The sequence below is a fragment of the Rossellomorea sp. LjRoot5 genome (genome assembly GCF_964253455.1).
Classification (GTDB): domain Bacteria; phylum Bacillota; class Bacilli; order Bacillales; family Bacillaceae_B; genus Rossellomorea.
In genome coordinates, this window is sequence record NZ_CAXUQN020000001.1 from 3,256,628 (window position 1) to 3,280,016 (window position 23,389).

Here is a 23,389-nt window from a genome sequence, read left to right on the forward strand (position 1 = left end):
TTTCTCCCCTTTGGTTTGTTGCTTATTACTCCATGTCCACTGCGCCTAACCAGTCGGAACCGGTTGGATGCGGCTTGAAGTTTTTAAGTGCTGCGCTTCCTGCAAGCAGTGGGGTAGAGTGAGCAAGTGGTACCCACGGGGCATCCTCATGGATGATTTCCTGGGCTTTCTTGTACAGCTCTTCACGTTTTTCTGGATCTACTTCTGTTTGAGCATCGATCAAGAGTTTATGAACTTCATCGTTTTTGTAGTAAGAGTAGTTGTTGCTTCCGATATTGTCCTGGTCAAGCAGAACATATAGGAAGTTATCAGCGTCTCCATTATCCCCTGTCCAACCAAGTAAGAATGCATCCGCTTCTCCATTTTTCGCTTTTTCCAAGTAAGTCGCCCACTCGTAAGATACGATTTTGGCCTTCACTCCTACTTCAGCAAGATCCGCTTGAATCGCTTCCGCTACTTTTTGGCCATCCGGCATGTATGGACGAGGTACTGGCATTGCCCATAGTTCCATTTCGAACCCATCTTTATGACCGGCTTCAGCAAGAAGTTCTTTCGCTTTTTCAGGGTTGTACTCATAAGGCTCGATATCATCATTGTATCCGCCGATTACCGGAGGCATTGGATTTTTTGCCATTTCAGCTTTTCCTTCGAAGAATGCATCAATGATCTCCTGCTTGTTAATTGCATAGTTGATCGCTTGACGTACTTTAGGGTCATCGAAAGGCTCGCGGGTAGATGTTAACCCTAAGTATCCAACGTTCATAGATGGACGTTCGAATAATTGCAGGTTGTCATCCCCCTCCACTTTACTTGCATCACTCGGGTTGATTCCATCAGCAAGATCGATTTCACCTGAAATCAGCGCATTCAGACGAGCTGAGTTTTCAGGGATCGATTTGAATACAACTTGATCTAATTTTGGTAAATCTTTGTTCCAGTAGTCTTCATTTTTCTCGATGACGATTTTGTCATTACGCTTCCACTCAACAAATTTGAAAGGGCCAGTCCCTGCATCTGTCGGTGCTTCAGCAAGCTTGTCACCCAGTTCATCGATTGCTTTCGGGCTTACGATCGCAAACGGGCTCATGGCAATGTTTTTCAAGAATGGTGCTTGAGGACGCTTTAATACGAATTCGACCGTCATGTCGTCAGCCGCTTTCACTTCTTTGATCACATGACCTTCATCACCTTTGAAACCGCCAAACATAGAACCGTAGTAAGGGAACTGATCTGCATTCCCGTTCATCCAGCGTTCAAAGTTTTTAACAACGGCATCTGCATTGAAATCAGTGCCATCCTGGAATTTCACGCCTTCACGCAGCATGAATTTGTACGATAACCCATCATCGGATACTTCCCACTTTTCAGCTAATCCCGGGTTTACTTCTGTATCCTGCTCTCCGAATTTCACAAGTGTTTCGAAGATGTTTTTCGTTACTTTAAATGATTCCCCGTCCGTTACTGTTCCCGGATCAAGAGCTACAGAGTCTCCCCCGCGACCGAAGATCAGTACTTTGGGATCTCCCTTATCTCCACTGTTTCCGCCGTCACCTGAAGATTTTTCATCTCCTCCACATCCGTATAGCGCGGATGATACGAGCAGGATGAGCAGCATTAAAATTGACCAGCTTTTTTTCCTCAACTAAATCCCCTCCTAAAATATTGTTTATATACTTATGAGACCTGTCTTCTAGTAAAGATGACAAGCTACATAATGCCCTGGTTGGTGTTCCTTGAATTCCGGCACTTGCTGTTTGCAAATGTCCGTGGCATGCGGGCACCTGGTATGGAATGTGCAGCCGCTCGGTGGATTGGATGGACTCGGGATGTCCCCCTGTAAAAGAATGGTTTCCCTTTTAAAATCCGGATCCGGTACCGGTACCGCCGACAGGAGCGCCTGGGTGTATGGATGAAGGGGCTTTTCATAGAGATTCTCACTCTCGCTCAGCTCCACCATTTTGCCGAGATACATCACGCCCACACGGTCACTTATATGTCTGACTACCCCCAGATCATGCGCGATGAATATATAAGTGAGTCCGAATTCTTTTTGTAAATCCTGCATTAAATTCAGTACCTGTGACTGAATGGATACATCAAGGGCCGATACCGGCTCATCTGCAATAATCAGCTTCGGCTTCGTCATGAGTGCCCTTGCAATCCCGATACGCTGCCTTTGCCCTCCACTGAATTGATGTGGATACCGTTTGGCATGGTAGCTGCTCAAGCCGACGATATTGAGAAGTTCATGAACCCTTTCTTTTCTTTCCTTGGCTGAACCCATTCCGTGAACCTTCAAAGGTTCTTCGAGAATCTTCTCTACCGTATGTCTTGGATTCAAGGATGCAAAGGGATCCTGAAAGACCATTTGCATTTCCCGGCGAATCTTCCTCATCTCCGAGTTTGATAGACTCGTAAGTTCCCGGTCCTCGAAGGTCACCTTTCCGTCGGATGGATCGATGAGTCTCATGAGCATCCTGCCCGTCGTCGATTTTCCACAACCACTTTCTCCTACGATTCCAAGGGTTTCTCCTTTATTCACCGTGAAAGATACCCCGTCCACCGCTTTTACAGAGCTGACAGGTCGTCCGAGGATCCCCCCGGTGATCGGAAAATGTTTCTTAAGATTCTCAACCTTTAGCAACGGTTCCGTCATAAACTCCCTCCTCCACTTCATCGAACAGGAAGCATCGTGTGCAATGTCCTTGTGATGTTTCATATAATTCCGGTGTTTCTACTAAACAGCGATCGAATGCTGAATCACAGCGGGCGGCAAAGCGGCAGCCTGTCTTGATCGATCCCGGCTTTGGAACATTCCCCTGGATTGAATGCAGTCGTTGTTGCTTGATGCGCATGTCGGGTACAGATTGTATCAGACCTTTCGTGTAAGGATGCTGAGGGTCCTTGAAGATTTCTTCAACAGTACCCTCTTCCACCACCTTGCCTGAGTACATGACAACGACCCGTTCACATGTTTCTGCCACCACCCCCAGATCATGTGTGATCAGGAGGACCGCGGTGTTCAGTTCTTTATTTAATCGCTTCATCAATTTTAAAATCTGGGCCTGGATCGTTACATCCAGTGCCGTTGTCGGCTCGTCTGCTATCAGGACGCGGGGATCGCACACCATCGCCATGGCAATCATGACCCTCTGTCTCATCCCTCCGGATAATTGATGAGGATATTCCTTGATCAATTCTTCAGATCTCGGCAGGCCGACCATTTTCATGATGTCGACGGCCTTATCCCTTGCCTGTTTCTTTCCTGCTTTCGTATGTATGCGTATCGCTTCGATTAATTGATCTCCTATGGTAAAGACGGGGTTCAACGATGTCATCGGTTCCTGGAAAATCATCGCTATGTCATTGCCCCTGATATCTCTCATCCGCTTCTCGGATGCCTGTGTCAAGTCTTCATCTTTATAAAGGATTTTTCCACCGACGATTTTCCCTGGCGGTTTCGGTACGAGACCCATGATCGATAAGGATGTCACACTTTTTCCACATCCACTTTCCCCTACGATCCCGAGCACCTCCCCTTCATTCACATGAAAACTGACTCCATCGACTGCAGGAACTTCTCCATCATCCGTAAAAAAGGAGGTCCTTAAATCTTCCACTTTCAGTAAAGGATGCTGTCCGCTCATTCAAATCCTCCTCTTCGAAACTATCTCTCTTTTCTTAATAGTGTTTATTTTCTAAATTTTATATGTCTCTTATTATACAAGATGTTACAAATGTTGCAATCCATTTTCAGAATTTTTCTACACAAAGTCGATATTCCCATTTCAATTCAATATATGTCCAATTAACCCTTTCATTCCTTCCATATAAAGTTATTTAGCACTACTTTATTCACGACACACCTGAAATAAGTTTGATATGTTTTTTAGAAATACAAAAAAAGTCATGACATTTATCACAGGAATCGTGATATGTCATGACTTTTATTCTTATTGGTCAAGCTGTTGTACTTGGAAGAGTTTGTAGTAGTGTCCTTGCTTTGACATCAACTCTTCATGAGTTCCCATTTCCACAACTTCACCGTGTTCCATGTGGATGATCCGGTCCGCATGAGTGATCGTGGATAGACGATGGGCCACGATGAAAGTCGTTCGATCTTTTGCCAGGATCTCAAGAGATTCCTGGATGAGGTGTTCACTCTCCAGATCAAGGGCAGATGTTGCTTCATCCAGAATGAGGATCGGCGGGTTCTTTAGAAATACCCTTGCAATCGCCACCCTTTGCTTCTGCCCCCCCGAAAGCTTCACGCCGCGTTCGCCAACACGCGTATCGTAGCCTTGCGGCAATTTCACAATGAAGTCATGGGCATTCGCTGCTTTTGCTGCTGCGATGACTTCTTCATCCGTCGCCTCAGGATTACCGAACTTAATATTCATCTTGACGGATTCGCTAAAGAGAATATTATCCTGCAGTACCATTCCGATGTTGTCTCGTAAAGATCTGACCTGAAACCTCCTGATGTCCGTTCCATCTAAAAGGATCTCCCCTTCGGTTACATCATAGAAGCGGGGTATCAGACTGACAAAGGATGATTTCCCCCCGCCGCTCATCCCGACCAGCGCGACGGTTTCCCCCGACCTGATATCCAAATTAAGGTTGCGGAGCACTCTTTCTTCATCTGATTCATAACGGAAAGAGACATTGTTGAACCGGATATCCCCCTGTACATTTTCACATGGAACTGCTCCCGGTTCATCATCGATATCATACTTTTCGTCCATGAATTCAAATACACGGTCCATGGAAGCAATCGATTGAGTCAGTGTTGTAGATGAGTTCACCAATCTTCTTAGCGGACCATACAGGCGGTCGATATATGCAATGAAGGCCGCCATTGTACCGATTGTAAGGTCACCATTGATCACTTGCAGCCCGGCATACCCGATGATGATCAATGGCGAGATATCCGTGATGGTATTGACGACCGCAAACGCTTTGGCGTTCCAGCTCGTTTGCTTTAAAGCCTTCGTCAGGAAATTATGATTTTGATCCTGAAATTGCTTTTGTTCATAATCTTCAACAGCAAAGCTCTTGATGACAGCCATCCCCTGTACCCGCTCATGTAAATGACTTTGAACTTCTGCCAGCGCCTGGGAACGATCTCTCGTCAAGCCCCTTAACCTTCCGAAAAAATAGCGGACACTGAAGGCGTAAAATGGAAAAGCAATGAGTGACACCAGGGTGAGCGATACATCCATCGTGAACATGATGGAAAGGGCGATTACAATGGTTGCCGCGTCCAGCCAAAGATTCATCAGTCCGGTGATGACGAAATTCTTCGTCTGCTCCACGTCATTGATGACCCTTGAAATGACTTCCCCCGCCCTTGTATTCGAATAGTACTTAAAGCTGAGTCTCTGAATATGTGAGAAAAGATAATCCCTCAAGTCATACAGGATCTTGTTGCCCGTCCACTGGGCAAAGTACTGCCTGTAATATTCCACCGGGGGCCTCACAAGGAGGAACAGGACGAGCATGATTCCCATGATCATGAGCAGCTGACTTGTCTTCTCATCTGTGGTCAGTCCTTTTGCCCCGACGATATCATCAATGACATATTTGATTAACACGGGGATCAACAAAGGAATGGTGAATTTAATGATGCCTATGATTAATGTACCTATGATCTGCCATTTATAAGGTTTGACAAACTGAAGGTACCTTTTGATACTATCCAAGTGATTACTCCTTTCTAAGATGTATGTATTTATTCTGCCCCAACAAAAAGGGATGACCCTGTATGGAACGCAGCACTGTTGCTCTTCATATCCCGAATGGGAGTGAACAGGTTGCTCCTTACTGGGTCAGCCCTTTGATTCCTATACAATTTTCAACACTCTATTACCCCCTGTGAGTCAGATAGCGCTCGTACCAAATATCAATAAAGTCCGGGGCAAAAGGCCCTTTTCTTTGTCGGATCCAGCGGACAAGCTTGTCTACATTCCGCTTCAGGATATGATCGATCACATCCGGGTAACCGTATAGTTTCCGATGAGTTTCGTACTCATCTTCATCGAGCAGTGTATATGTCATGTCGGGAAACACTTTAATATCCAAGTCGTAATCGATATACTTGATCCCCTCATGATCATATACAAATGGTGAGCTTAAATTACAATAATAATAAATACCGTCCTCACGAATCATACAAATAATGTTAAACCATAGCTCCGAATGAAAATAGCAAATAGCCGGCTCTCGGGTCATCCATGTCCTTCCGTCTGACTCCGTCACCATCGTCCGGTCATTTCCACCGATGATCTGATTGGTCGTTCCTTTAAGGACCGTCGTTTCATTCCATATGCGGTGAATGTTTCCATCATGCTTAAAGCTATGTATTTGTACAGATTTTCCTTCAGTGGGAACCGCCATCGTATCCCCTTCCTTCATTTCAGAATTACCATTATATAAACTTGTCTATTTTATCATTATAACGTTTCCTCAGAAAATTTAAAACAAAAGGGCTATCCTTAAAGAAAATATCCTTTAAGAATGGCCCGATAAGGTTGAAAAATGGGGTTTATAATGGTCTTGGAAACATAAGTGGGATCTATTGCTCCTTACGTTGTGACACTGCTTTGTTCTTTCTGATAGGAAAGAATCACTTCATCTGTTTGTCTTTGGAACATTTGTTGAATCTCCCTGAGTTCCTTCTTTTTCAAAAGGATTTCCTTTTGAAGCGATTCAACCCTGGTCATTTCCTGTAGCCCCACCAATTCCTCCTCCAATTCCTGACACCGCTCTATCTCAGACTGAAGATATAACAACTTATCCATCGTCTCTAACTGCTCAGTAACCAACTCATTAAAACGCTGCTGAATCACTTCAACCAACTCCTCTAAACAAACTCTCCTAACACATTCTCCCTTCTGTGCACAAACCCTTTGACTATTTATGTCACAATCGTGGAAGTTTTGTCGATGGAGGGACGGACCTCTATTTTAAATGGTTATTACAATAAGAAATGTTGTTAAATAAGGATTTGTATGAATATGAGCGGCGTTTTGAGAGGTCCGTCCCTCAAAAATGAAAAAGCACCCATCGAAATGGGTGCTTTTTCTGTCAAGAACAATGCGATTATTGTTGTTGACCGTATTTTCCAGAAGCTTTCGCTTTGTTAGCTTCTGCTTGTTGGTTTTGTTGCTTCACTTGTTGAGCTGCTGTCGTTTCTGAAGCGAACTCAGTACCGTATTGTTGTTGCTGAGCTTGACCAGCTTGAGCGTTTTGTTGTTTCACGTGTTGAACGCTTGTACCAGATTGAGTTTTGTTTGGTTGTTTTGCCATTGTAATCACCTCCACGCTTATTAAGATAACCAAGCGTGGATTTCACTATTCGGTTAATTTCAGGAAAAACATTCCATTACACAAGAAGTGAACGACCACCGTCCACGATGATGGTTTGACCCCTGATCATGGAAGAATCGTCTGAAACAAGGAACATGACTGACTTCACAAGATCATCGATTTCAACCATACGTCCTGCAGGCGTTTTGCTACGGGCATCCTCAAGGAGCTCTTCACGATTAGGGAAGTGTTTAAGTGCATCCGTGTCGATTGCGCCGCCTGATACGGCATTTACGACGATGCCCCTCGGTGCAAGCTCAACAGCAAGATAACGCGTCAATGCTTCTACGGCAGCTTTTGACACTCCCACCGTTGTGTAATTATCCAGATAGCGGATGGATCCCAAAGAGCTGATGCTCACAATGCGTCCACCCTTGTCCATTAATTTAGCTGCTTCCTGTGCACAGAATAATAGAGCTTTACTGTTAATATTCATCGTCCAGTCCCAATGAGACTCTTCAAGCTCCATGACAGGGCGTAATACTCCTGATGCTGCGTTGCTGACCAATACATCCAACTGGCCGAACTCTTCTTTGATCTGTTCGAACATGGATTTGATTTTATCGACATCCCCGACATTCGCACGGACAACAAATGCTTTCCGCCCCAGTTTTTCAACTTGCTCAGCCGTTTCAAGTGCACCTTTTTTACTCCGGGCATAATTGACGACGATATCGTACCCCTTTTCTGCAAGTTGGATGGCGATTTCTCTTCCAAGACCGCGACTGCTTCCTGTTACTAATGCTACTTTTTGACTCATGTTACTTCATCCTTTCAATTTCATTTTTCCAATTGGTCCAAAGCATAATGCGACCCTGAACACGCAAACTAATAAGAGCATATCAGTTAAATGGAGGAATGAGTTATGTATGTAGGCAGAGATATGACCGAGCTTTCAATGATACCGAAAGATGAATGGAAGGAAAGCGAGCTTGCTTTCTTTCACCATTCACTACAACAAATAGTACCTTATTTGAATGGAGAAGGACAATCGATTCATCGGGAAATTATCGAAGAAATCGAAAACCGCGGTGGATTGAAGCGTGGCGAAGCTGATTATACTCATGGTACGAAGATAAGTTACGACTGAAATGACATGGATGAAAGGAGCAGCGTGTCCCGCTGCTCCTGTCTATTTCTGTAATATCCCTGCTCCTGTTTCCTGCCAGATTTTCTGGTGTGAGACAGGAAAAGCATACTTTTCCATTTCAAGAGGAGTAACGGCAATCAGTTCGTTTCCTTCTAAAGTATTGCTGTCCACAGATCCGACATATACTTCAATATCCCAAACGATGTGAGAGAATATATGCTGTATCTTTGTCACAACTCCGGCCTTTAATGAGCAATCCACTTTATACTCTTCTTCCATGAGCTGGAGCAATTGCTTCCGGCCACTGCTTGCATTTCCCACTTCAAAATTAGGGAATTCCCATAAATTAGCGAGCAGTCCCTTCCCAGGACGCTTATGGATCAGTATCCGCTCATCTTCCGTGAACAGAACCGCTGCCGCCATATTAAGCTTGCGGGCGGATTTTTTCTTCGACTTATTCGGAAGTTCAGTCTGAACACCTTCTTCAAAAGCCTGACAGTGCTCACGTACAGGACAAAGCAGACAGGATGGGGATGTCGGCGTACAGATCAGAGCACCGAGTTCCATCAAAGCCTGATTGAAAAAGGAGGGATTTTCTTTTGAAATCAGCTCCCTTACTGCTTCTTCAAACACTTTTCTGGATGAAGGCTTGGCAATATCAAGCCATATGGATAAAATACGTGAAAATACCCTCATCACATTTCCGTCCACGGCAGGCTCAGGTTTACTATAAGCAATACTTAAAATCGCACCCGCTGTGTAAGGGCCGACACCTTTTAAAGAAGAAATTTCTTTCGGCGTATCCGGAACGATTCCTTCATATTTTTCGTTTACTTCTTTTACGGCTGTTTGCAGATTCCTGACTCTCGAATAATAACCGAGGCCTTCCCACGCTTTCAGGACATCCTCTTCACCTGCTGAAGCGAGGGCATCTATTGAAGGAAATTTCTCGATGAATCGGTTAAAATAAGGGATGACCGTATCCACCCTCGTTTGCTGAAGCATGATCTCTGATACCCATACTTTATATGGATCTTGATCCTTTCTCCACGGCAGATCGCGTTGTTCTCTTGTAAACCATGAAATCAAATCATTCTGAAATTCCTCACGGTTGATGGTCTGTAAGTGTTTCAGTGGCTCTTCTATCAATTTTGTACCTCCAGGATGTTAATTGTTGCATTGAATAGGGAATAAATAATTAGTACTCTGTTTTTAGACAAATAAGGTTTATTTCTTGTAACCCACCACAAATACATTCGTCCAATAATCCAAATAATAAATGACGACGGGACATCCGTAAACGTTTTAAAGCATGAAAATGGGATTCTGTCGGAACTACGAAGGTTTCGATATAGCGATTCGAATCATCTTCAGCCTTTTCCCAATGGAAGTTGAAAGCATCATATTGTGGTAATGTCTCTGCGATATCGTTCATAATTTGCTTATATCGAGGCTTTGAATTCTGCTTTATTTCGTATTCCAAATGTATGTGCAAAGTGTTTTTCATTGAAATAATCTCCTTTTAACCATATCATGTTCACCAATGATACGTCATAAACAAATCTTAGAAATGCGAGCCAAGGGAGGACTTTTTTTGGATACAGGCACTCATATCGTCATGGGCTTCGCTCTCGGGGGATTGGCTACTTTAGATCCCGTCGTAGCTGAAAGCGCGGCCTCTTCTCAAAGTGTGTTAGTCGCAGCAGTGATCGGCTCTCAAATACCTGACATCGACACCGTGTTGAAATTGCGCAATAATGCAGTTTATATTCGTCATCACCGTGGAGTTACCCATAGTATACCTGCGGTTATCCTATGGCCGCTCTTAATAGTCGCTTGTCTTTATCCGTTTTTCCCCGGGGCAGATTTGCTTCATCTATGGATTTGGACATTTGTGGCGGTATTCCTCCATGTATTTGTCGACATTTTCAACGCATATGGGACCCAGGCCATCAGGCCGATCTCGTCGAAATGGGTCGCTTTAGGGGTCATTAACACGTTTGACGCCATAATATTCGCCATACATGTAGTCGGTTTGATTTTGTGGGGTCTTGGACTGCCACCGGGAAAAACCTTTTTGATCATGTACATTGTCATTTTTGCTTACTATGTATTGAGATTCCAGGTTCAAAAAGCCGTGAAGAATGCGGTCAAGCGAAGAATCCCCAAGGCTGAAAAAATCATCGTTTCACCGACGATCCGGTTTTTCCAGTGGCGGCTCGCGATCGTTACGAAGGAGCATTACTATGTGGCACGGGCATTTAGGCGGTCGATTACGATTTTTGATAAATTTGAGCGCGTGAAACTGCCTGATAGTCCCATCATCAATGCTGCGAGTAAAGATAAGAATCTCGCAGCATTTCTCTCCTTTTCCCCGGTTTACCGCTGGGAAGTGGATGAATACGATGACCATTATGAAGTCCGCTTCATCGATCTGCGATATCGAAATAACGGACACTACCCATTCGTGGCCCTGGTACAGCTCGATAAAGACCTAAAAATCATCAGCTCCTACACAGGATGGGTCTTCAGCGAAGAAAAACTCCGCTCAAAAGTGGACATCGACATTTTAATTGATTAATGCAGTGAGGGACGGACCTATTAAAGGTCCGTCCCTCATTACTTTAATGTACTAAATCATCATCTTCTTTATCGTCGATCAGGTGTTTGTATTTCGGGTTTTGGGCGGCGAATTCATGGATTTGCTCACCGTACGTATCGACCCATTGACGGACGACTTTCTCCGTCACTGCTTTTCCTTTGTAATCGTAACCTGCTTTCGCGTATGTTGCTTCGAAATCTTCCCATACAAGTTCAATCCAAGTCCTCGCTTTTTCATACGAAAGCTTATTATTTTTTTCAAGTAGCAGTTGTGTTAATTCGTGGAATGTTGACTCCATTTTGTCTCCTCCTTTTCCATATATTTAGTTTGTACATTTATGATAATGTTGACCATTTCACCCATACTAAAGATACGTGGTTAAGCTTAGTTGTGAATCTTTGCTTCTTCACGGTATAAGTCAGTAAATTTCACCTTTTAGGAGGCACATTATGCGAAATAAATCGACAGGGTTCCCCAATATGAATAACAACAAATTCGAAGGTGAACCGAGGGCAAAGGCGGAATATGCATCTAAAAGGGCTAACGGCACCATCAATACCCATCCTCAAGAACGAATGAAATCTTCAGGACAAAGAGATCACGACTCACTTTAATACAGTGAAATTTGATTAGGGGGTAGTCACGATGGCAAACATGAAAAACAACTTCTACCGAAATAAGTACAGCAGTCCATTTAACAAGGCATTCTACAATCCGAAGCATGCCCATTCACAGGCAAATGGACAAACCACACAAACTCAAGACTTAATCATTCTGGAGAACCAGACACGTAAGCGTTCCTAGATCTTCCGAGGTCCGTCCCTATTGACGGACCTCTTCCTTATTTCTTTTCCCCGGCTAGAAGGGAAATAGGTAAAGCTTCTTCTTTTCCGTCTCCTCCGAGGCGATATCCCCAGGCAAATACTCCATTCAGATAGTCCACTTTGAAATAAGTGCCCGGATCTCCTTCAATCCCATAAATCCCCCCAGGCTTGTAAGCATCAGGATTCATCAGATAAGCCTGCGCCATAAGTGCCTTTCTCTCCAATACGGCAAACTCATTCACAATTCCCAGCTGTTCAGCCTTTCTCGCCTTCTCCTTCAAAGAAGCAATCTCCTGCCTCAACTCATGCTCCGTCATCTCACTATATCTTCTCTCTTGCTCCATTCCTCATCACCTCTACTAATAGTAGTATAGAGAAAATGATACAATAAGAAAAGCGCAAGCGGCTTGTTCAGCCCCGACAAGCATAAGACGGGATGGCCGGAAAGGCGTCCTTTGCCTTTTTGGCCATCCCGGCTTATGACCTCGAGGGGCTAGCCGCTGGAGCTGGACAATAAGAAAAGCGGAGGGGCTTTGCCCAGAGGCGACAAGCATAAGTCAAGTCCACCGGAAAGGCGCTCGTTGCCTTTTTGGTGGGCTGGCATTATGACCTCGAGCCTCTAAGCCCCGGAGCTGGACAATAAGAAAAGCGCAAGAGGCTGGTCAGCCCCGACAAGCATAAGACGGGATGGCCGGAAAGGCGTCCTTTGCCTTTTTGGCCATCCTGGCTTATGACCTCGAGGGGCTAGTCGCTGTAGCTGGAAAAAGAAAAGCAGAAGCGGCTTGTTCAGCCCCGACAACCATAGAAAGGATGAAGAAACATGAAGACAGCCATCATTACAGGTGGAGGCTCAGGCCTCGGGAAAGAATTGGGAAAACTTCTTAGCCAGCAAGGATATCATATCCTCCTGCTTGGACGAACAGAAGACCGTTTAAAGGAAGCTGGAACAGAAATTGAAAACATAGGCGGACAGGTTTCATTTGCCACGTTGGATATATGCTCCGCTCATGACATCCAACAATTTTGCAGGAATCAACTTAGTGATATTAATATTGAATTACTCATACATAACGCAGGCGTAGGCTATTTCGGTCCTTTCAAGGAGTCAAGTGACCATGAGTTAATTAGTATGTTTGAAACCAATGCCCTTGGGCCAATCCGGTTAACAAAGGCATTGCTGCCCAAAATGGAGCATGAGAGCACAATCATCAATATCATTTCTACTGCCGGCCTTAGAGGCAAGAAAAACGAGTCCTTGTATGTAGCAAGCAAATTCGCTCTAAGGGGGTTTGGTGAAAGCCTTCAAAAGGAATATGAAGACTCAAACCTTCGCATCGTGAATGCCTATATGGGTGGAATGGATACTCCATTCTGGGAAAACAGTGATCATATCAGTGACACGTCAAGACTTCGCTCTCCTAAAGAAGTAGCGGAGACGATCGTAAATGAATATCAGAAAAAAGACGAAATCGTCATTGAATCAAAAAAATAAACCGCAAAAGGCAGCCTTCGATTATCGAAGGCTGCCTTGATTTAAGGAGCAAACGGAAAAAACATAAAGGCCACAAAAAATAATAGCATAGGGACTAAAAACAGTGCGAATACATCAATGACCACGACAAAGGCGATCCATATCCAGCGGATGCCATCCTTTCTTTTTAAAAACTGCTGAATCATCCTGATATTGACCAGGATCAAGAAGATTGCCACTCCGAGAAGAAAAAATGGCACGACCCATTTCCCCATATCCTCAGCAAATCCCTGGTTATACCACTCCTGCCTGCCTAAAGAAAAAAAGTCCGTTTGCACTTTAATAATCAATTCACCAATGAGAAATAGCAGGGCCGTACCAATCACTATTCCTCCGGCGTAAAGCTTGAATTTTCTCCCTGTCCCAATGAGAAGTGGCAGGGTAACAACAACAAACAGGATTGTAACTATCTCCACTGAACTCTTCCTTTCCCCACCCTACTAATGATGAAAAAAATCACTCTTCATTTTCTTTTAATTCTTCCATCAGCCTTTCAATGTCTTCCATTGAAAAACCTTTTCGATATAACGTTTGTTTCATTTTTTGTACATATTCATATCCATCATATTTTGAACTGAGCTTTCTGTGAGCCTTCAACCCTTGATGGTAAACCGCATCCCATCTCTCATCATCATCCCGTTCGGATTCAACTGTTTCCCATACGATTTTCATGACTGAGCCAGGATACCCTTTCCTCATCATGTTTTGTTCAATCTTTTGCTTGGCAACCATCTTGGAATCTTTACGATATTTATGAAGGAGCTTTTCTGTCAGGGCGACCGCTTTGTCCACTTGCTTTTCTTGTGTAAAAGCAGCCAGGGCTTCTTCAATATGGGAATCCCCTACACCCTTTCTTCTTAATTCACCGCGGATCCAAGTGGGCCCCTTGTCAGCCGTATTCATCTGAGTACCTACAAACGCATGGGCGAATTCTAAATCATTGATGTATTTAATCTCATTTAATTTATGAATGACTTCCTGGATGACCCCATCCTCCGGGTCCCCTTCCTGCAGGTGATCACGGATTTCCTTTTCCGTTCTCATCCGATAGGCCAGATACTGAATGGCTTTATTAAACGCTTTTTTTACATCGTCTTCATACTGAAGCTCTGAAATCTCGAGCTCATCCACCTCCAGCCCTTTTCTGAGCTGGAATTTAGCAAGAATCGCTTCATCGACACTGAAAGAATATTTCCCATCTATAAATAAATTGTAACGCTCATCGTTCTTCACTTGCTTCGTTATTTTCGTAATCTTACCCATATTTTCCACCTCCTTTTAATCCTAACACATTCAACATATGTTTTTTATTCTGAAGATAGGTAAAATAATAAGTATAATTGGAGGGATGATGATGAAGATTGCCATAACAGGTGGAACAGGTTTTGTCGGCAAGGCTCTGACTGAGGAACTTCTCAAACACCAACATGAAGTGATGATCCTGACCCGAAATCCGGATAAATACGAGGCGCGGCCAGGTGTGACGTATGTGAAATGGCTATCCGACGGGGCAAGACCCGAAGAGGAGCTCGAAGGAATTCACTCCTTCATTAATCTTGCGGGAGAGTCCATCAATAGCGGAAGATGGACCGAAGAACGCAAGAAACGGATCATCAACAGCCGGATCAACTCAACCGGGGAAGTCATAAATATCATAAAAGCACTGAAAGAGAAACCCGCCTGCCTTATCAATGCAAGCGCAATCGGCTATTACCCTTCTTCCAAAACAAATACGTATACGGAAGCCTCAACTGAGACTGCAGACAATTTCCTGGGGGAAACCGTTCAAATATGGGAAAAGGAAGCAGCCAAAGCCACACAACTCGGCATACGGGTAGCCTATACGCGATTCGGCATTATTCTCGGCAAGGATGAAGGCGCCCTTCCACGGATCGCCCTTCCCTATAAAATGTTTGTCGGGGGGACTGTCGGCTCTGGTGAACAGTGGATGTCATGGGTTCACATCAAAGATATCGCGAGAGCCGTGCATTTTGTCGCCGAAACAGAAGGGATTGCTGGACCGGTTAATGTCACCGCTCCTTCCCCTGTCACCATGAAAGAATTCGGAAAGTCACTAGGGACGATCCTTGGCAGACCCCACTGGATACCGGTCCCTTCCCTTGCTTTAAAAGTGGCAATGGGTGAAATGAGCGCACTCGTACTGGAAGGACAAAAGGTCTTACCTGGTGTCCTTTCAGAACACGGTTTTCAATTTCAATATCCGGAATTAAAAAGTGCCCTCATTGATATATATCAGTAAGTCACAGGTATGTCCCTTCCTTTTCACGGCAAAAATAGAAGTAATCTTGAAAAGAAGGGATGTACATAGACATGGATAATAAGAAAAAGAAAGACAAAAACAAGTCGGTTCTATCAAGTGCACAAGAAGTAACGTACTCAAGGGAGTTCAAATCAGCAGATCGTGCAGGCGGTTTCAGTTCGAAAGCCCACAGATAGACAATTATTACCTAACTAAAAGCCCTTACTTTGAAGAAAGATAAAGGTACAGGTTCCAAAGGATCCTGTACCTTTATTTTTTAACCAAAAGGGGATGTTGATATTGGGAAGATCACGCGGCCATAGCAAAAGAGGAAATAAAAACAGCCTGCCACAAACACCCGCTCAGCTCAAATCTGACGGTGTTGACGAAGAGTTCTCAACAGAACTTGCCGACCAGGCAGATATGGAAGCACAAGCCCGGGCGAACGCTGCAAACCAGCGTGCACGAGTGAAGAAAAACCAATAGTGAATCCCGTTAGTTAAAAATGTCGGGGTTGAGGAATTCAGCTTTAAAGTTGCCCCACGCTGTGAGAGCATGGGGCTTTTTCATATCTTAATCCATAGACCTTCACCCCTTACTGATAAATTAATTCCACCATAGAAATACAACCTCCATTTTCTGAAAATACAAAACCGAAACTTTCTTATTTCCCACACGTATTACATAATAGAGATAGATATCCGTTTACGGGGGATGAAATGATGAAGTCAGAGAACAAGCTTTGGAGAATGTGGAAGGTATTATCACTCGCCTTATCAATAGTGGTGAGAGTCTACTGGTACCGGCTGAGGGGTAAGTCCCAATGGGAAAAAGAAAAGCTTTGGGAACAGATCGGTAAAGAGTTCAAGGAAACCCTTTTTGAACTGAATGGAGTGTTGATCAAGGTTGGACAACTGTTGAGTATACGAGAGGATCTTCTTCCGAAAGGGTTCATCAATCAAATTCAAGACTTAGTGGATCACGTCCCCCCTTCACCATGGGAGAAAATTGAACAGGTTCTTGAACGGGAATGGGGAGGATCGATTTCTTCAGAGGTAGTAAACATTGACCAAGAAGCCATTGCCTCGGCTTCCATCGGAGAAGTGTACAGAGCAACACTGCTTGATGGTACGCAAGCGGCCATCAAGGTGCAGCGACCGGAGATCCCTTCACTAGTGAAGACGGATTTCCGCACGTTGTCCATCATCATCTGGTTTGCCCGGCATTTTGCTCCCATGCCTAAAGGGTTCATTGATTTTAAGATGCTATATAGAGAATTGAAACAGGTCATCGAGCAGGAGCTCGACTTTTCCAAAGAAATGAGTACCGCCATTTCTTTTAAACAAAGGTTTAAAGATCATGCCAATGTGAAGATCCCGACTATGTACCCTGAGCTATGTACAGATAAAGTATTGGTGATGGAATGGGTCGACGGGGTTCGATTGAATGACAGAGAAGCGATTGATGTGTATGGACTGAATGGCCAGAAGCTTGCACAACAACTATTCCGTCTCTTCCTCCCTCAGTGGCTCGAGCCCGGGATCTTCCATGCGGATCCACATGCAGGGAACATATTACTTCAACCGGATGGTACTTTCGTTTTATTGGATTATGGGATGATTGGGGAAATTTCGAAAAGGGATTCGGCCCATTTTCAAGCTCTTCTCGAAGGGGTTCTTCTCAAGAATTTCCGGAAAGCTTCGGAAGCTCTTGCCGAACTGGGATTCCTGCTTCCAGATGCTAGTCCGAAAACGATTGAGAGTGTGCTAAAGGAATTTGTCACTCTGGATATGGAGCAATTTAAACAGATGGATCTGATAGCAGTAAAGAAGGAAATCAATGAAATGGTGAAATCACTTCCTGTTCAGGTTCCGACCCGCTTTATCTTTTTAGGGCGATCCTTCGCCACCATCGAAGGACTGGTCCACACATTGAATCCGAATGAGGAAACCCTTGATGTCGTTAAGCCAGCTTTTATGGATTGGGTGAAGGATGGGCACACGAACAAATGGGAGCTTCTTATGAAATGGGTCAGCGCGCAGCCTCTTTTTCAGACCGTTCAAAAAGTACGGCAGTTGTTGGATATACCAGAAAAAGCACTGGATCAAAAGGATCATCATCAGTTAAACGGGTTTCAATTCAAACTATTCGAGAGTCAAAAAAAGCAGGCATTTGTCCTTATACTTACAGGCTGCCTCGGGGGATTCTCAGGACTGGCGTTTGGTATGGAGGTTATCTGGCAAGGTAGCTTTGGACTTGCAGGATTCGGTGTTGCCGGATACTGGGTTATTGCTACAAGGCAAAGAAGATGGTTAAAAAAATTGAAGAATGGTCAACTGCATTGAATGTAAAAAGGTAACCCATAACAAGGTTACCTTTTTATGGAAAAATATAGACAGGAGGGATACAATGACAAATCGTAAAGAACCGTTCAATGATGTGACCGACCATATGTCAAAAATTGAAGGGGCACCCATGAACAATCCCGAAATGGGCAGTCTTCCACTCGGGATTCGGATCATCGGTTATGTGATCATTGGGTTCACGGTGCTTATGTCTTTATTTGCCCTTGTTTTCGGATTGTTTGATTGAAACTTCAGTATCAGTTCCACTCTCAGGTTGATGCTGATACTCCCCCAGTTCAATCCGGTTATTTCCTATAAAGTGGACTCCTTCTGCTTCCAGGGACAGCCTTTGAGTCATCAGTTGCTCCTCATCACGAAATCCGACTTCCCCTTTGCTGTTTAGAACCCTGTGCCAGGGGAGTTTATATTTTTCACTCATGGAGTGGAGAATCCTCACGACCTGCCTTGCAGCCCTTGGGCTACCTGCCTGCTCCGCAATTTGTCCGTATGTCATGACCTTTCCCGGAGGAATATTGGCTATGATGTTCACCGCTCGTTCGGTAAACGGCTTCATGCATGTTCACCTCCCCTTCTTCCTCTCAATTATGTATTACCCTTATTGAAATAGGAAGTTAAGAATTTAGGATATCATGTCTTCATCAAGTCGCGTTCCTAGAAGATTCGCTTCCTTTATATTAAACTGTATATGAATGAAAAGAAGGACGTGATAAGAATAATGGATATTAAACTGATTGCACTGGATATGGATGGGACACTTGTCAACCATGAGGGCGAGGTATCACCTGAAAACGAACAAGCCATTCATCGGGCAAAGGAAAAGGGAATTCATGTTGTACTGAGTACAGGACGCTCTCTTTTTACATGCAGGGACATTTCAGATGAGCTTGGTCGTTCATCTTACCTTGTCACCGTTAATGGCGGGGAAATCTACGATCATGAATACAATCTTGTAGACCGCATCCCCCTTGATATTGATCTTGTAAAGCAGCTATGGGCGCTTAAAGAAGAGCATGATGTATATTTCTGGTCTTCCACTTCCCAAGGCTTATACAATAGCAAGAAACCTTTTGACCGGGATATCGAATCTTATAATTGGCTGAAGTTTGGCTTTGATATCCCGGACGATGATGTCCGCAAAGTCATGATGGACGAACTGGTGAAGAATGAAGCACTTGAAATTACGAATTCCTCACTCACCAATATCGAAATCAATCCAGCAGGGGTCAATAAGGCCGCGGCACTGGTGAAGGTGTGTAAATGGCTGGACCTTTCAATGGATCAGGTCATGGCAGTCGGGGACAGTATGAATGATATCGCAATGATCCGTGAAGCAGGATTCGGTGTGGCCATGGGCAACGCTCAGGAAGCAGTGAAAGAAGCAGCGGACTGGGTGACAGGGATCAATACTGATCACGGTGTCGCTCAGGCAATCGATAAAGTATTGAAAGCAATGAGCTAATTAGAATAAAAGTGCCTGATTCTCTACTGAATCAGGCACTTTCTCTTTTCGCAGGGTCTATTCCTTTCCTGTTACGTCTATACTAATGGAAAAAACAAGGATTGTATTCCGATATGTATCTAATACTAGTAGTGGTAGTTTATTTACTTTTCGCAAAGTTCTTTATTGATTGGAAGCGCTGGAAGGACTTTTATCCAACGGTTCAATTTTATATTATTTGTAACCTCACCTATAACTTGATTTTTTATAACCACACCTTATGGGAGTATAAAGCGGTGACGGTAGACTGGCTGAATCACACGTTAATCGAATGCGTTTTCACCTTTTTCATCATTCCAGTGGTGATTATGATCTATCTTCGTTATTTCCCCTATCGGAAAAAGAAGGTTCTTTATGTCTCATGCTGGATCACTTACTTTACTTTCCTGGAGTACCTGTTTCATAAAAAAGGGCTGTTTCTTTATGAAAATGGCTGGAACTTAGGGTGGTCTGCTGTATTTAATATCATCATGTTTTCCATTTTGGGATTGCATCATAAAAAACCGCTGCTTGCACTCATTTTTTCTATTCCCATCATTGGCATCCTATTGTTGATCTTTCATCCGTCTTTCCATGAATTAAAGTGAGGGTGTTTCGATGACTTCCTTTTCCACACCTGTATTTATCGTTTCAATTCTTGGGGTGTATATAACGATGGCCATTTATATCGCCATTTTGAAACGAAAAGAATAAGGCTGGGACATAACTAAATCCATTTCCTTTAAAGACGAACAACTAAAAATTAGTGGGTCACTCGCTACACCGCTTTTGATTTCCGTGCAAGACTTCGCTTTCCTCGGGCGGAAGGCGAGCCTCCTCGTCACTGTCGTTCCTGCGGGGTCTCACCTATTCCGCTTTTCCCGTAGGAGTCTTCGTCTTGCACTCCAATCAAAAGCTAGATCCGGCTATATATACTGAATGCTTTAGCAATAATAATAAAAGGGTCATTCATCAAGGTTTTTGTTATTCGTACACAGACTATAGTTTTCGAATGTTCGATTATTTTGGGTCTGTCGAAGCAAAATGAGTCATTCGCATCAGGTTAGATAGAAAGAGAATTTATATAATAAACGCATACGGTCACTGCAACTAAGAGATAAGAGTTGATGTATGCAATAGGTGAAGCAATTTCGACATTACATTGTTATAGTGAAACCTTACGCTTGGAAGTTGATTGGAGCGGAAGGTGCTCGACTCCTGCGGGAAACGCGGGAAAGTTGAGACCCCGCAGGGCAAAGCCCGAGGAGGCTCAACTCACGCCCCGCGGAAAGCGAGCACCTGGAGCGGAAATCAACCACTACTTACTGCATCCAAAAGTAACAATTACGTATACAGGCAAATGATCAGTCCGAACGATTTCGATTTTCAAAAAGAATTTCGAATGATTATTCGGATTTTCTTTTGACTAAACACTTTTGTCCCAGCCTCTTCTCATTTTATTTCACGATAATCTCATCATTTTCAACTGATACGGTCAGTTCCGTTACGCCTTCTTCATCAAGTAGGAAGTCGGCAATCTTATCTTCCACTCTTTCCTGGATCACGCGACGAAGGGGGCGTGCCCCAAATTCAGGGTGATACCCAAGTTCCACGAGCTTATGCTTCGCTTCTCCGTCGATCGTCACGGTAATCCCCTGCTCCTTAAGCTCAGCCTTCAACTCGTTCAGCATCAGATCAAGAATTTGAAGCAGTTCTTCTTTTTCAAGAGATTCGAATTCAATGATACTATCGAATCGGTTCAGGAACTCCGGCTTAAAGTAGGCACCAAGCGATTGAAGAATATTCGTTTCTTTAATGGCATCCGTGCCTCCGGTATTGAAACCGACGACGGCTTCCTTCTTATCCGTCACCCCAGCGTTACTTGTCATGATGATCACAGTCTCTTTAAAGCTCACCGTTCTTCCCTGGCTATCTGTAAGACGGCCGTCTTCGAGAATTTGCAGGAACATATGCTGAACATCCGGGTGTGCTTTTTCAATTTCATCCAGAAGTATGATAGAGTAAGGATTTCTCCTCACTTTTTCCGTCAGTTGACCGGATTCTTCGTGACCCACATAACCAGGAGGGGATCCGATCAGTTTAGACACAGAGTGTTTCTCCATATACTCACTCATATCAAGTCGGAGCATGGAATCTTTAGATCCAAACAACTCTTCAGCTAATGTCTTCGTTAATTCTGTTTTCCCGACACCTGTCGGTCCGACAAATAGGAATGTTCCGATCGGACGGTGCTTCGCTTTCAAGCCTGCCCGGCTTCGTCGGATGGCTTTCGCCACTTTTTTCACGGCTTCACCCTGTCCGATCACTTTATGAGCGAGGTTTTCTTCAAGGGATTTCATCCTCTTACGATCAACACTTTGAAGCTTTCCTACAGGGATGCCTGTTTTGGTCTCAATGATTGACTGAATCAAGTCCTTTTCTACAAGTGCCTTTGAATCAGCAAATTCCTGGCCAAGCTGTTTCTCCAAGGATGCTTCCTCGTCCCTTAGGATCGCTGCCTGCTCATAGTTTTCTTCTTTCGTTGCCTGCTCTTTCTTCATTCTTACTTCATGTAATTTTTTGTGAATGGCTGTTTTATCCTTGCCTTCAGATAGAAGGTTCACTTTTGAACCTGCCTCATCCATCAGATCAATCGCTTTATCCGGCAGGAATCGGTCCTGTATATAACGATGTGACAATTTTACACAAGCCTCGATGCTCTCATCTGTATATTCCACCCCATGATAGTCTTCATAGCGGTTTTTTAAACCCTTGAGAATTTCGATGGCTTCTTCCGGAGTGGGCTCATTGACCAAAACCTGCTGGAAACGGCGTTCGAGTGCCGCATCTTTTTCGATTTGACGATACTCTTTAAGGGTTGTCGCCCCAATCACCTGCAGGTCACCACGGGCCAACGCCGGTTTTAGAATATTCCCTGCATCCATGGATCCTTCTGCAGAACCTGCCCCCACCAATTGATGGATTTCATCGATGAACAGCATGACGTTCTCACGATTTTGCAATTCACTGATGATGGCTTTCAACCGTTCCTCGAATGATCCCCGTACGCCTGTACCAGCAGTCAAGGAAGCAACATCCATCACATATACTTCTTTGTTTAGTAATTTTGACGGCACATCACCTGCTACGATTTTACGTGCCAATCCTTCCGCAATGGCTGTTTTCCCGACGCCGGGCTCACCGATCAGTACCGGATTGTTTTTATTGCGGCGGTTCAGGATTTCAATCACACGATCCACTTCTTTGTCACGACCGATAACTGGATCAATCAAGCCGGCTTTGGCTGCTCCAGTGACATTACGTCCGAACTGATCGAGGATGCCGTTTCCGCCATTCCCACTTTTCGCTTGAGCTGATGAAGATGGCTGTTGTTGGTTTTGGAATCCGTGATTAGGACTTCCGCCCATGCTCATACCTTTGAACAACTCATCAAACGGGAATCCTCCCTGAATGCCAGAAGGGGTTTGCTGCTTTTGAAAGCAAGCAGAACACATTTTCATACTGGATTTCTTACCATTTTGTTGCGTATACACTTCAATCGTTGCTTGATTGTGCTGACATACTTGGCATTTCATGAAACATGACCTCCTGTTGTCTTGTTATATATAAATGGGTTTGTTAATTGGTTTATGGTTAAGGTCAAATCAAAACTTGACTATGTTTGACTTTGACTTTATTTGACCTTATAAATACAGTATACTTTGACCTTTTTTGACTTTCAATATTTTTGCTTATGGAAATTTTTGATTGGATTCCAATTTCCCGTTGATTGAAGAGTATAGTAGAGCGAAATAGAGAAATCAAATAATTGATTTATTGATATTCCACTCCTGAAAAACACAAAAAAAGC

At 44.0% G+C, this 23,389-nt stretch carries 28 protein-coding genes; 12 read left to right on the top strand and 16 right to left on the bottom strand.

The window, feature by feature from the left end; translation table 11 throughout:
• Positions 1-25: 25 nt before the first annotated feature.
• The 8 genes from ACSQ2E_RS16655 to fabL all read right to left on the bottom strand — a co-directional run bounded on the left by ACSQ2E_RS16655 (position 26) and on the right by fabL (position 8,128).
• Complete coding sequence (locus ACSQ2E_RS16655; RefSeq protein ID WP_435994601.1) at positions 26-1,615, bottom strand: ABC transporter substrate-binding protein; 1,590 nt, start codon at positions 1,613-1,615, stop codon at positions 26-28.
• Between the two features lie 75 nt (positions 1,616-1,690).
• A complete protein-coding gene (locus ACSQ2E_RS16660) occupies positions 1,691-2,656 on the bottom strand; it encodes an ABC transporter ATP-binding protein (RefSeq protein WP_435992300.1) in 966 nt (321 codons plus the stop codon).
• Positions 2,631-3,647, bottom strand: coding sequence for an ABC transporter ATP-binding protein (locus tag ACSQ2E_RS16665; protein ID WP_435992302.1), 1,017 nt, complete (start codon positions 3,645-3,647; stop codon positions 2,631-2,633). The genes ACSQ2E_RS16660 and ACSQ2E_RS16665 overlap by 26 nt, the downstream gene beginning before the upstream one ends.
• 306 nt (positions 3,648-3,953) lie before the next feature.
• A complete protein-coding gene (locus ACSQ2E_RS16670) occupies positions 3,954-5,702 on the bottom strand; it encodes an ABC transporter ATP-binding protein (RefSeq protein WP_435992304.1) in 1,749 nt (582 codons plus the stop codon).
• Between the two features lie 163 nt (positions 5,703-5,865).
• Positions 5,866-6,396: a nucleoside tri-diphosphate phosphatase gene (gene ntdP / locus ACSQ2E_RS16675; RefSeq protein WP_435992306.1), complete on the bottom strand. Its 531-nt coding sequence runs from the start codon at positions 6,394-6,396 to the stop codon at positions 5,866-5,868.
• A 188-nt stretch (positions 6,397-6,584) separates the two neighbouring features.
• The gene (locus ACSQ2E_RS16680) at positions 6,585-6,800 is read right to left on the bottom strand and encodes a YgaB family protein (RefSeq protein ID WP_435994603.1); all 216 of its coding nucleotides are present in this window, start codon (positions 6,798-6,800) and stop codon (positions 6,585-6,587) included.
• Positions 6,801-7,101: 301 nt separating this feature from the next.
• Positions 7,102-7,308 carry a gamma-type small acid-soluble spore protein gene (locus ACSQ2E_RS16685; protein WP_435992308.1) on the bottom strand — a complete coding sequence of 69 codons (207 nt, stop codon included), beginning with the start codon at positions 7,306-7,308 and terminating at the stop codon, positions 7,102-7,104.
• 76 nt (positions 7,309-7,384) lie between these two features.
• Positions 7,385-8,128 (bottom strand): enoyl-[acyl-carrier-protein] reductase FabL, encoded by a 744-nt coding sequence (fabL, locus tag ACSQ2E_RS16690; protein WP_435992310.1) that lies wholly within the window; start codon positions 8,126-8,128, stop codon positions 7,385-7,387.
• Positions 8,129-8,233: 105 nt separating this feature from the next.
• Here fabL and ACSQ2E_RS16695 point away from each other — a divergent pair, with 105 nt between their 5' ends.
• A complete protein-coding gene (locus tag ACSQ2E_RS16695; protein ID WP_435992312.1) occupies positions 8,234-8,458 on the top strand; it encodes a hypothetical protein in 225 nt (74 codons plus the stop codon).
• A gap of 42 nt (positions 8,459-8,500) precedes the next feature.
• Here the strand turns inward: ACSQ2E_RS16695 and mutY are convergent, their stop codons facing one another.
• Complete coding sequence (gene mutY, locus ACSQ2E_RS16700; RefSeq protein WP_435992314.1) at positions 8,501-9,607, bottom strand: A/G-specific adenine glycosylase; 1,107 nt, start codon at positions 9,605-9,607, stop codon at positions 8,501-8,503.
• A gap of 49 nt (positions 9,608-9,656) precedes the next feature.
• Positions 9,657-9,965: a hypothetical protein gene (locus tag ACSQ2E_RS16705; protein ID WP_435992316.1), complete on the bottom strand. Its 309-nt coding sequence runs from the start codon at positions 9,963-9,965 to the stop codon at positions 9,657-9,659.
• Between the two features lie 87 nt (positions 9,966-10,052).
• Between ACSQ2E_RS16705 and ACSQ2E_RS16710 the strand changes: the two genes are divergently transcribed.
• The gene (locus ACSQ2E_RS16710) at positions 10,053-11,039 is read left to right on the top strand and encodes a metal-dependent hydrolase (protein ID WP_435992318.1); all 987 of its coding nucleotides are present in this window, start codon (positions 10,053-10,055) and stop codon (positions 11,037-11,039) included.
• Between the two features lie 43 nt (positions 11,040-11,082).
• Here ACSQ2E_RS16710 and ACSQ2E_RS16715 read toward each other — a convergent pair whose 3' ends face one another.
• Positions 11,083-11,358, bottom strand: coding sequence for a YfhJ family protein (locus tag ACSQ2E_RS16715; RefSeq protein WP_435992320.1), 276 nt, complete (start codon positions 11,356-11,358; stop codon positions 11,083-11,085).
• A gap of 151 nt (positions 11,359-11,509) precedes the next feature.
• Between ACSQ2E_RS16715 and ACSQ2E_RS16720 the strand changes: the two genes are divergently transcribed.
• Both ACSQ2E_RS16720 and ACSQ2E_RS16725 read left to right on the top strand, forming a co-directional pair.
• Positions 11,510-11,674, top strand: coding sequence for a small, acid-soluble spore protein K (locus tag ACSQ2E_RS16720; protein WP_034762570.1), 165 nt, complete (start codon positions 11,510-11,512; stop codon positions 11,672-11,674).
• A gap of 31 nt (positions 11,675-11,705) precedes the next feature.
• A complete protein-coding gene (locus ACSQ2E_RS16725) occupies positions 11,706-11,864 on the top strand; it encodes a YpzG family protein (protein ID WP_082051311.1) in 159 nt (52 codons plus the stop codon).
• A 37-nt stretch (positions 11,865-11,901) separates the two neighbouring features.
• Here ACSQ2E_RS16725 and ACSQ2E_RS16730 read toward each other — a convergent pair whose 3' ends face one another.
• Positions 11,902-12,228, bottom strand: a complete 327-nt coding sequence (locus ACSQ2E_RS16730) for a YfhH family protein (protein WP_435992323.1) — start codon at positions 12,226-12,228, stop codon at positions 11,902-11,904.
• Positions 12,229-12,704: 476 nt separating this feature from the next.
• Here ACSQ2E_RS16730 and ACSQ2E_RS16735 point away from each other — a divergent pair, with 476 nt between their 5' ends.
• Complete coding sequence (locus ACSQ2E_RS16735) at positions 12,705-13,376, top strand: SDR family NAD(P)-dependent oxidoreductase (protein ID WP_435992325.1); 672 nt, start codon at positions 12,705-12,707, stop codon at positions 13,374-13,376.
• 41 nt (positions 13,377-13,417) lie between these two features.
• Here ACSQ2E_RS16735 and ACSQ2E_RS16740 read toward each other — a convergent pair whose 3' ends face one another.
• Together ACSQ2E_RS16740 and recX are read right to left on the bottom strand one after the other, a co-directional pair.
• Complete coding sequence (locus ACSQ2E_RS16740; protein WP_435992327.1) at positions 13,418-13,831, bottom strand: hypothetical protein; 414 nt, start codon at positions 13,829-13,831, stop codon at positions 13,418-13,420.
• A 40-nt stretch (positions 13,832-13,871) separates the two neighbouring features.
• Positions 13,872-14,678 carry a recombination regulator RecX gene (gene recX, locus ACSQ2E_RS16745; RefSeq protein ID WP_435992329.1) on the bottom strand — a complete coding sequence of 269 codons (807 nt, stop codon included), beginning with the start codon at positions 14,676-14,678 and terminating at the stop codon, positions 13,872-13,874.
• Between the two features lie 91 nt (positions 14,679-14,769).
• Between recX and ACSQ2E_RS16750 the strand changes: the two genes are divergently transcribed.
• From ACSQ2E_RS16750 to ACSQ2E_RS16770, 5 genes are all read left to right on the top strand, one after another.
• Positions 14,770-15,675: a TIGR01777 family oxidoreductase gene (locus tag ACSQ2E_RS16750; RefSeq protein WP_435992331.1), complete on the top strand. Its 906-nt coding sequence runs from the start codon at positions 14,770-14,772 to the stop codon at positions 15,673-15,675.
• A 71-nt stretch (positions 15,676-15,746) separates the two neighbouring features.
• A complete protein-coding gene (locus tag ACSQ2E_RS16755) occupies positions 15,747-15,872 on the top strand; it encodes a YfhE family protein (protein ID WP_435992333.1) in 126 nt (41 codons plus the stop codon).
• A gap of 103 nt (positions 15,873-15,975) precedes the next feature.
• Positions 15,976-16,161 (top strand): YfhD family protein, encoded by a 186-nt coding sequence (locus ACSQ2E_RS16760; RefSeq protein ID WP_258264275.1) that lies wholly within the window; start codon positions 15,976-15,978, stop codon positions 16,159-16,161.
• A 233-nt stretch (positions 16,162-16,394) separates the two neighbouring features.
• Positions 16,395-18,020: an ABC1 kinase family protein gene (locus ACSQ2E_RS16765; protein WP_435992335.1), complete on the top strand. Its 1,626-nt coding sequence runs from the start codon at positions 16,395-16,397 to the stop codon at positions 18,018-18,020.
• Positions 18,021-18,084: 64 nt separating this feature from the next.
• Entirely contained in the window at positions 18,085-18,267 is a 183-nt protein-coding gene (locus ACSQ2E_RS16770) for a hypothetical protein (protein ID WP_435992337.1), read from the top strand.
• Here ACSQ2E_RS16770 and ACSQ2E_RS16775 read toward each other — a convergent pair.
• The gene (locus ACSQ2E_RS16775; RefSeq protein WP_435992339.1) at positions 18,235-18,594 is read right to left on the bottom strand and encodes an MGMT family protein; all 360 of its coding nucleotides are present in this window, start codon (positions 18,592-18,594) and stop codon (positions 18,235-18,237) included. The genes ACSQ2E_RS16770 and ACSQ2E_RS16775 overlap by 33 nt on opposite strands.
• 162 nt (positions 18,595-18,756) lie before the next feature.
• On the opposite strand from ACSQ2E_RS16775, the gene ACSQ2E_RS16780 reads away from it, so the two are divergent.
• Positions 18,757-19,500, top strand: coding sequence for a Cof-type HAD-IIB family hydrolase (locus ACSQ2E_RS16780; protein ID WP_435992341.1), 744 nt, complete (start codon positions 18,757-18,759; stop codon positions 19,498-19,500).
• 113 nt (positions 19,501-19,613) lie between these two features.
• Positions 19,614-20,126 (top strand): CBO0543 family protein, encoded by a 513-nt coding sequence (locus ACSQ2E_RS16785; protein WP_435992343.1) that lies wholly within the window; start codon positions 19,614-19,616, stop codon positions 20,124-20,126.
• Between the two features lie 849 nt (positions 20,127-20,975).
• Here the strand turns inward: ACSQ2E_RS16785 and ACSQ2E_RS16790 are convergent.
• The gene (locus tag ACSQ2E_RS16790; protein WP_435992345.1) at positions 20,976-23,114 is read right to left on the bottom strand and encodes an ATP-dependent Clp protease ATP-binding subunit; all 2,139 of its coding nucleotides are present in this window, start codon (positions 23,112-23,114) and stop codon (positions 20,976-20,978) included.
• Between the last annotated feature and the right edge of the window lie 275 nt (positions 23,115-23,389).

What these genes read in the sequence shown, in the direction of transcription:
- ACSQ2E_RS16765 (WP_435992335.1), top strand. Translation starts at nt 16,395, where the DNA reads ATGATGAAGTCAGAGAACAAGCTTTGGAGAATGTGGAAGGTATTATCA.
- ACSQ2E_RS16705 (WP_435992316.1), bottom strand. Translation starts at nt 9,965, where the DNA reads ATGAAAAACACTTTGCACATACATTTGGAATACGAAATAAAGCAGAAT.
- ACSQ2E_RS16665 (WP_435992302.1), bottom strand. Translation starts at nt 3,647, where the DNA reads ATGAGCGGACAGCATCCTTTACTGAAAGTGGAAGATTTAAGGACCTCC.
- ACSQ2E_RS16730 (WP_435992323.1), bottom strand. Translation starts at nt 12,228, where the DNA reads ATGGAGCAAGAGAGAAGATATAGTGAGATGACGGAGCATGAGTTGAGG.
- ACSQ2E_RS16775 (WP_435992339.1), bottom strand. Translation starts at nt 18,594, where the DNA reads ATGAAGCCGTTTACCGAACGAGCGGTGAACATCATAGCCAATATTCCT.
- ACSQ2E_RS16685 (WP_435992308.1), bottom strand. Translation starts at nt 7,308, where the DNA reads ATGGCAAAACAACCAAACAAAACTCAATCTGGTACAAGCGTTCAACAC.
- ntdP (WP_435992306.1), bottom strand. Translation starts at nt 6,396, where the DNA reads ATGGCGGTTCCCACTGAAGGAAAATCTGTACAAATACATAGCTTTAAG.
- ACSQ2E_RS16755 (WP_435992333.1), top strand. Translation starts at nt 15,747, where the DNA reads ATGGATAATAAGAAAAAGAAAGACAAAAACAAGTCGGTTCTATCAAGT.
- ACSQ2E_RS16790 (WP_435992345.1), bottom strand. Translation starts at nt 23,114, where the DNA reads ATGAAATGCCAAGTATGTCAGCACAATCAAGCAACGATTGAAGTGTAT.
- ACSQ2E_RS16695 (WP_435992312.1), top strand. Translation starts at nt 8,234, where the DNA reads ATGTATGTAGGCAGAGATATGACCGAGCTTTCAATGATACCGAAAGAT.
- ACSQ2E_RS16680 (WP_435994603.1), bottom strand. Translation starts at nt 6,800, where the DNA reads ATGGATAAGTTGTTATATCTTCAGTCTGAGATAGAGCGGTGTCAGGAA.
- ACSQ2E_RS16735 (WP_435992325.1), top strand. Translation starts at nt 12,705, where the DNA reads ATGAAGACAGCCATCATTACAGGTGGAGGCTCAGGCCTCGGGAAAGAA.
- ACSQ2E_RS16750 (WP_435992331.1), top strand. Translation starts at nt 14,770, where the DNA reads ATGAAGATTGCCATAACAGGTGGAACAGGTTTTGTCGGCAAGGCTCTG.
- ACSQ2E_RS16770 (WP_435992337.1), top strand. Translation starts at nt 18,085, where the DNA reads ATGACAAATCGTAAAGAACCGTTCAATGATGTGACCGACCATATGTCA.
- ACSQ2E_RS16660 (WP_435992300.1), bottom strand. Translation starts at nt 2,656, where the DNA reads ATGACGGAACCGTTGCTAAAGGTTGAGAATCTTAAGAAACATTTTCCG.
- ACSQ2E_RS16720 (WP_034762570.1), top strand. Translation starts at nt 11,510, where the DNA reads ATGCGAAATAAATCGACAGGGTTCCCCAATATGAATAACAACAAATTC.
- ACSQ2E_RS16655 (WP_435994601.1), bottom strand. Translation starts at nt 1,615, where the DNA reads ATGCTGCTCATCCTGCTCGTATCATCCGCGCTATACGGATGTGGAGGA.
- recX (WP_435992329.1), bottom strand. Translation starts at nt 14,678, where the DNA reads ATGGGTAAGATTACGAAAATAACGAAGCAAGTGAAGAACGATGAGCGT.
- ACSQ2E_RS16725 (WP_082051311.1), top strand. Translation starts at nt 11,706, where the DNA reads ATGGCAAACATGAAAAACAACTTCTACCGAAATAAGTACAGCAGTCCA.
- ACSQ2E_RS16780 (WP_435992341.1), top strand. Translation starts at nt 18,757, where the DNA reads ATGGATATTAAACTGATTGCACTGGATATGGATGGGACACTTGTCAAC.
- ACSQ2E_RS16785 (WP_435992343.1), top strand. Translation starts at nt 19,614, where the DNA reads ATGTATCTAATACTAGTAGTGGTAGTTTATTTACTTTTCGCAAAGTTC.
- fabL (WP_435992310.1), bottom strand. Translation starts at nt 8,128, where the DNA reads ATGAGTCAAAAAGTAGCATTAGTAACAGGAAGCAGTCGCGGTCTTGGA.
- ACSQ2E_RS16715 (WP_435992320.1), bottom strand. Translation starts at nt 11,358, where the DNA reads ATGGAGTCAACATTCCACGAATTAACACAACTGCTACTTGAAAAAAAT.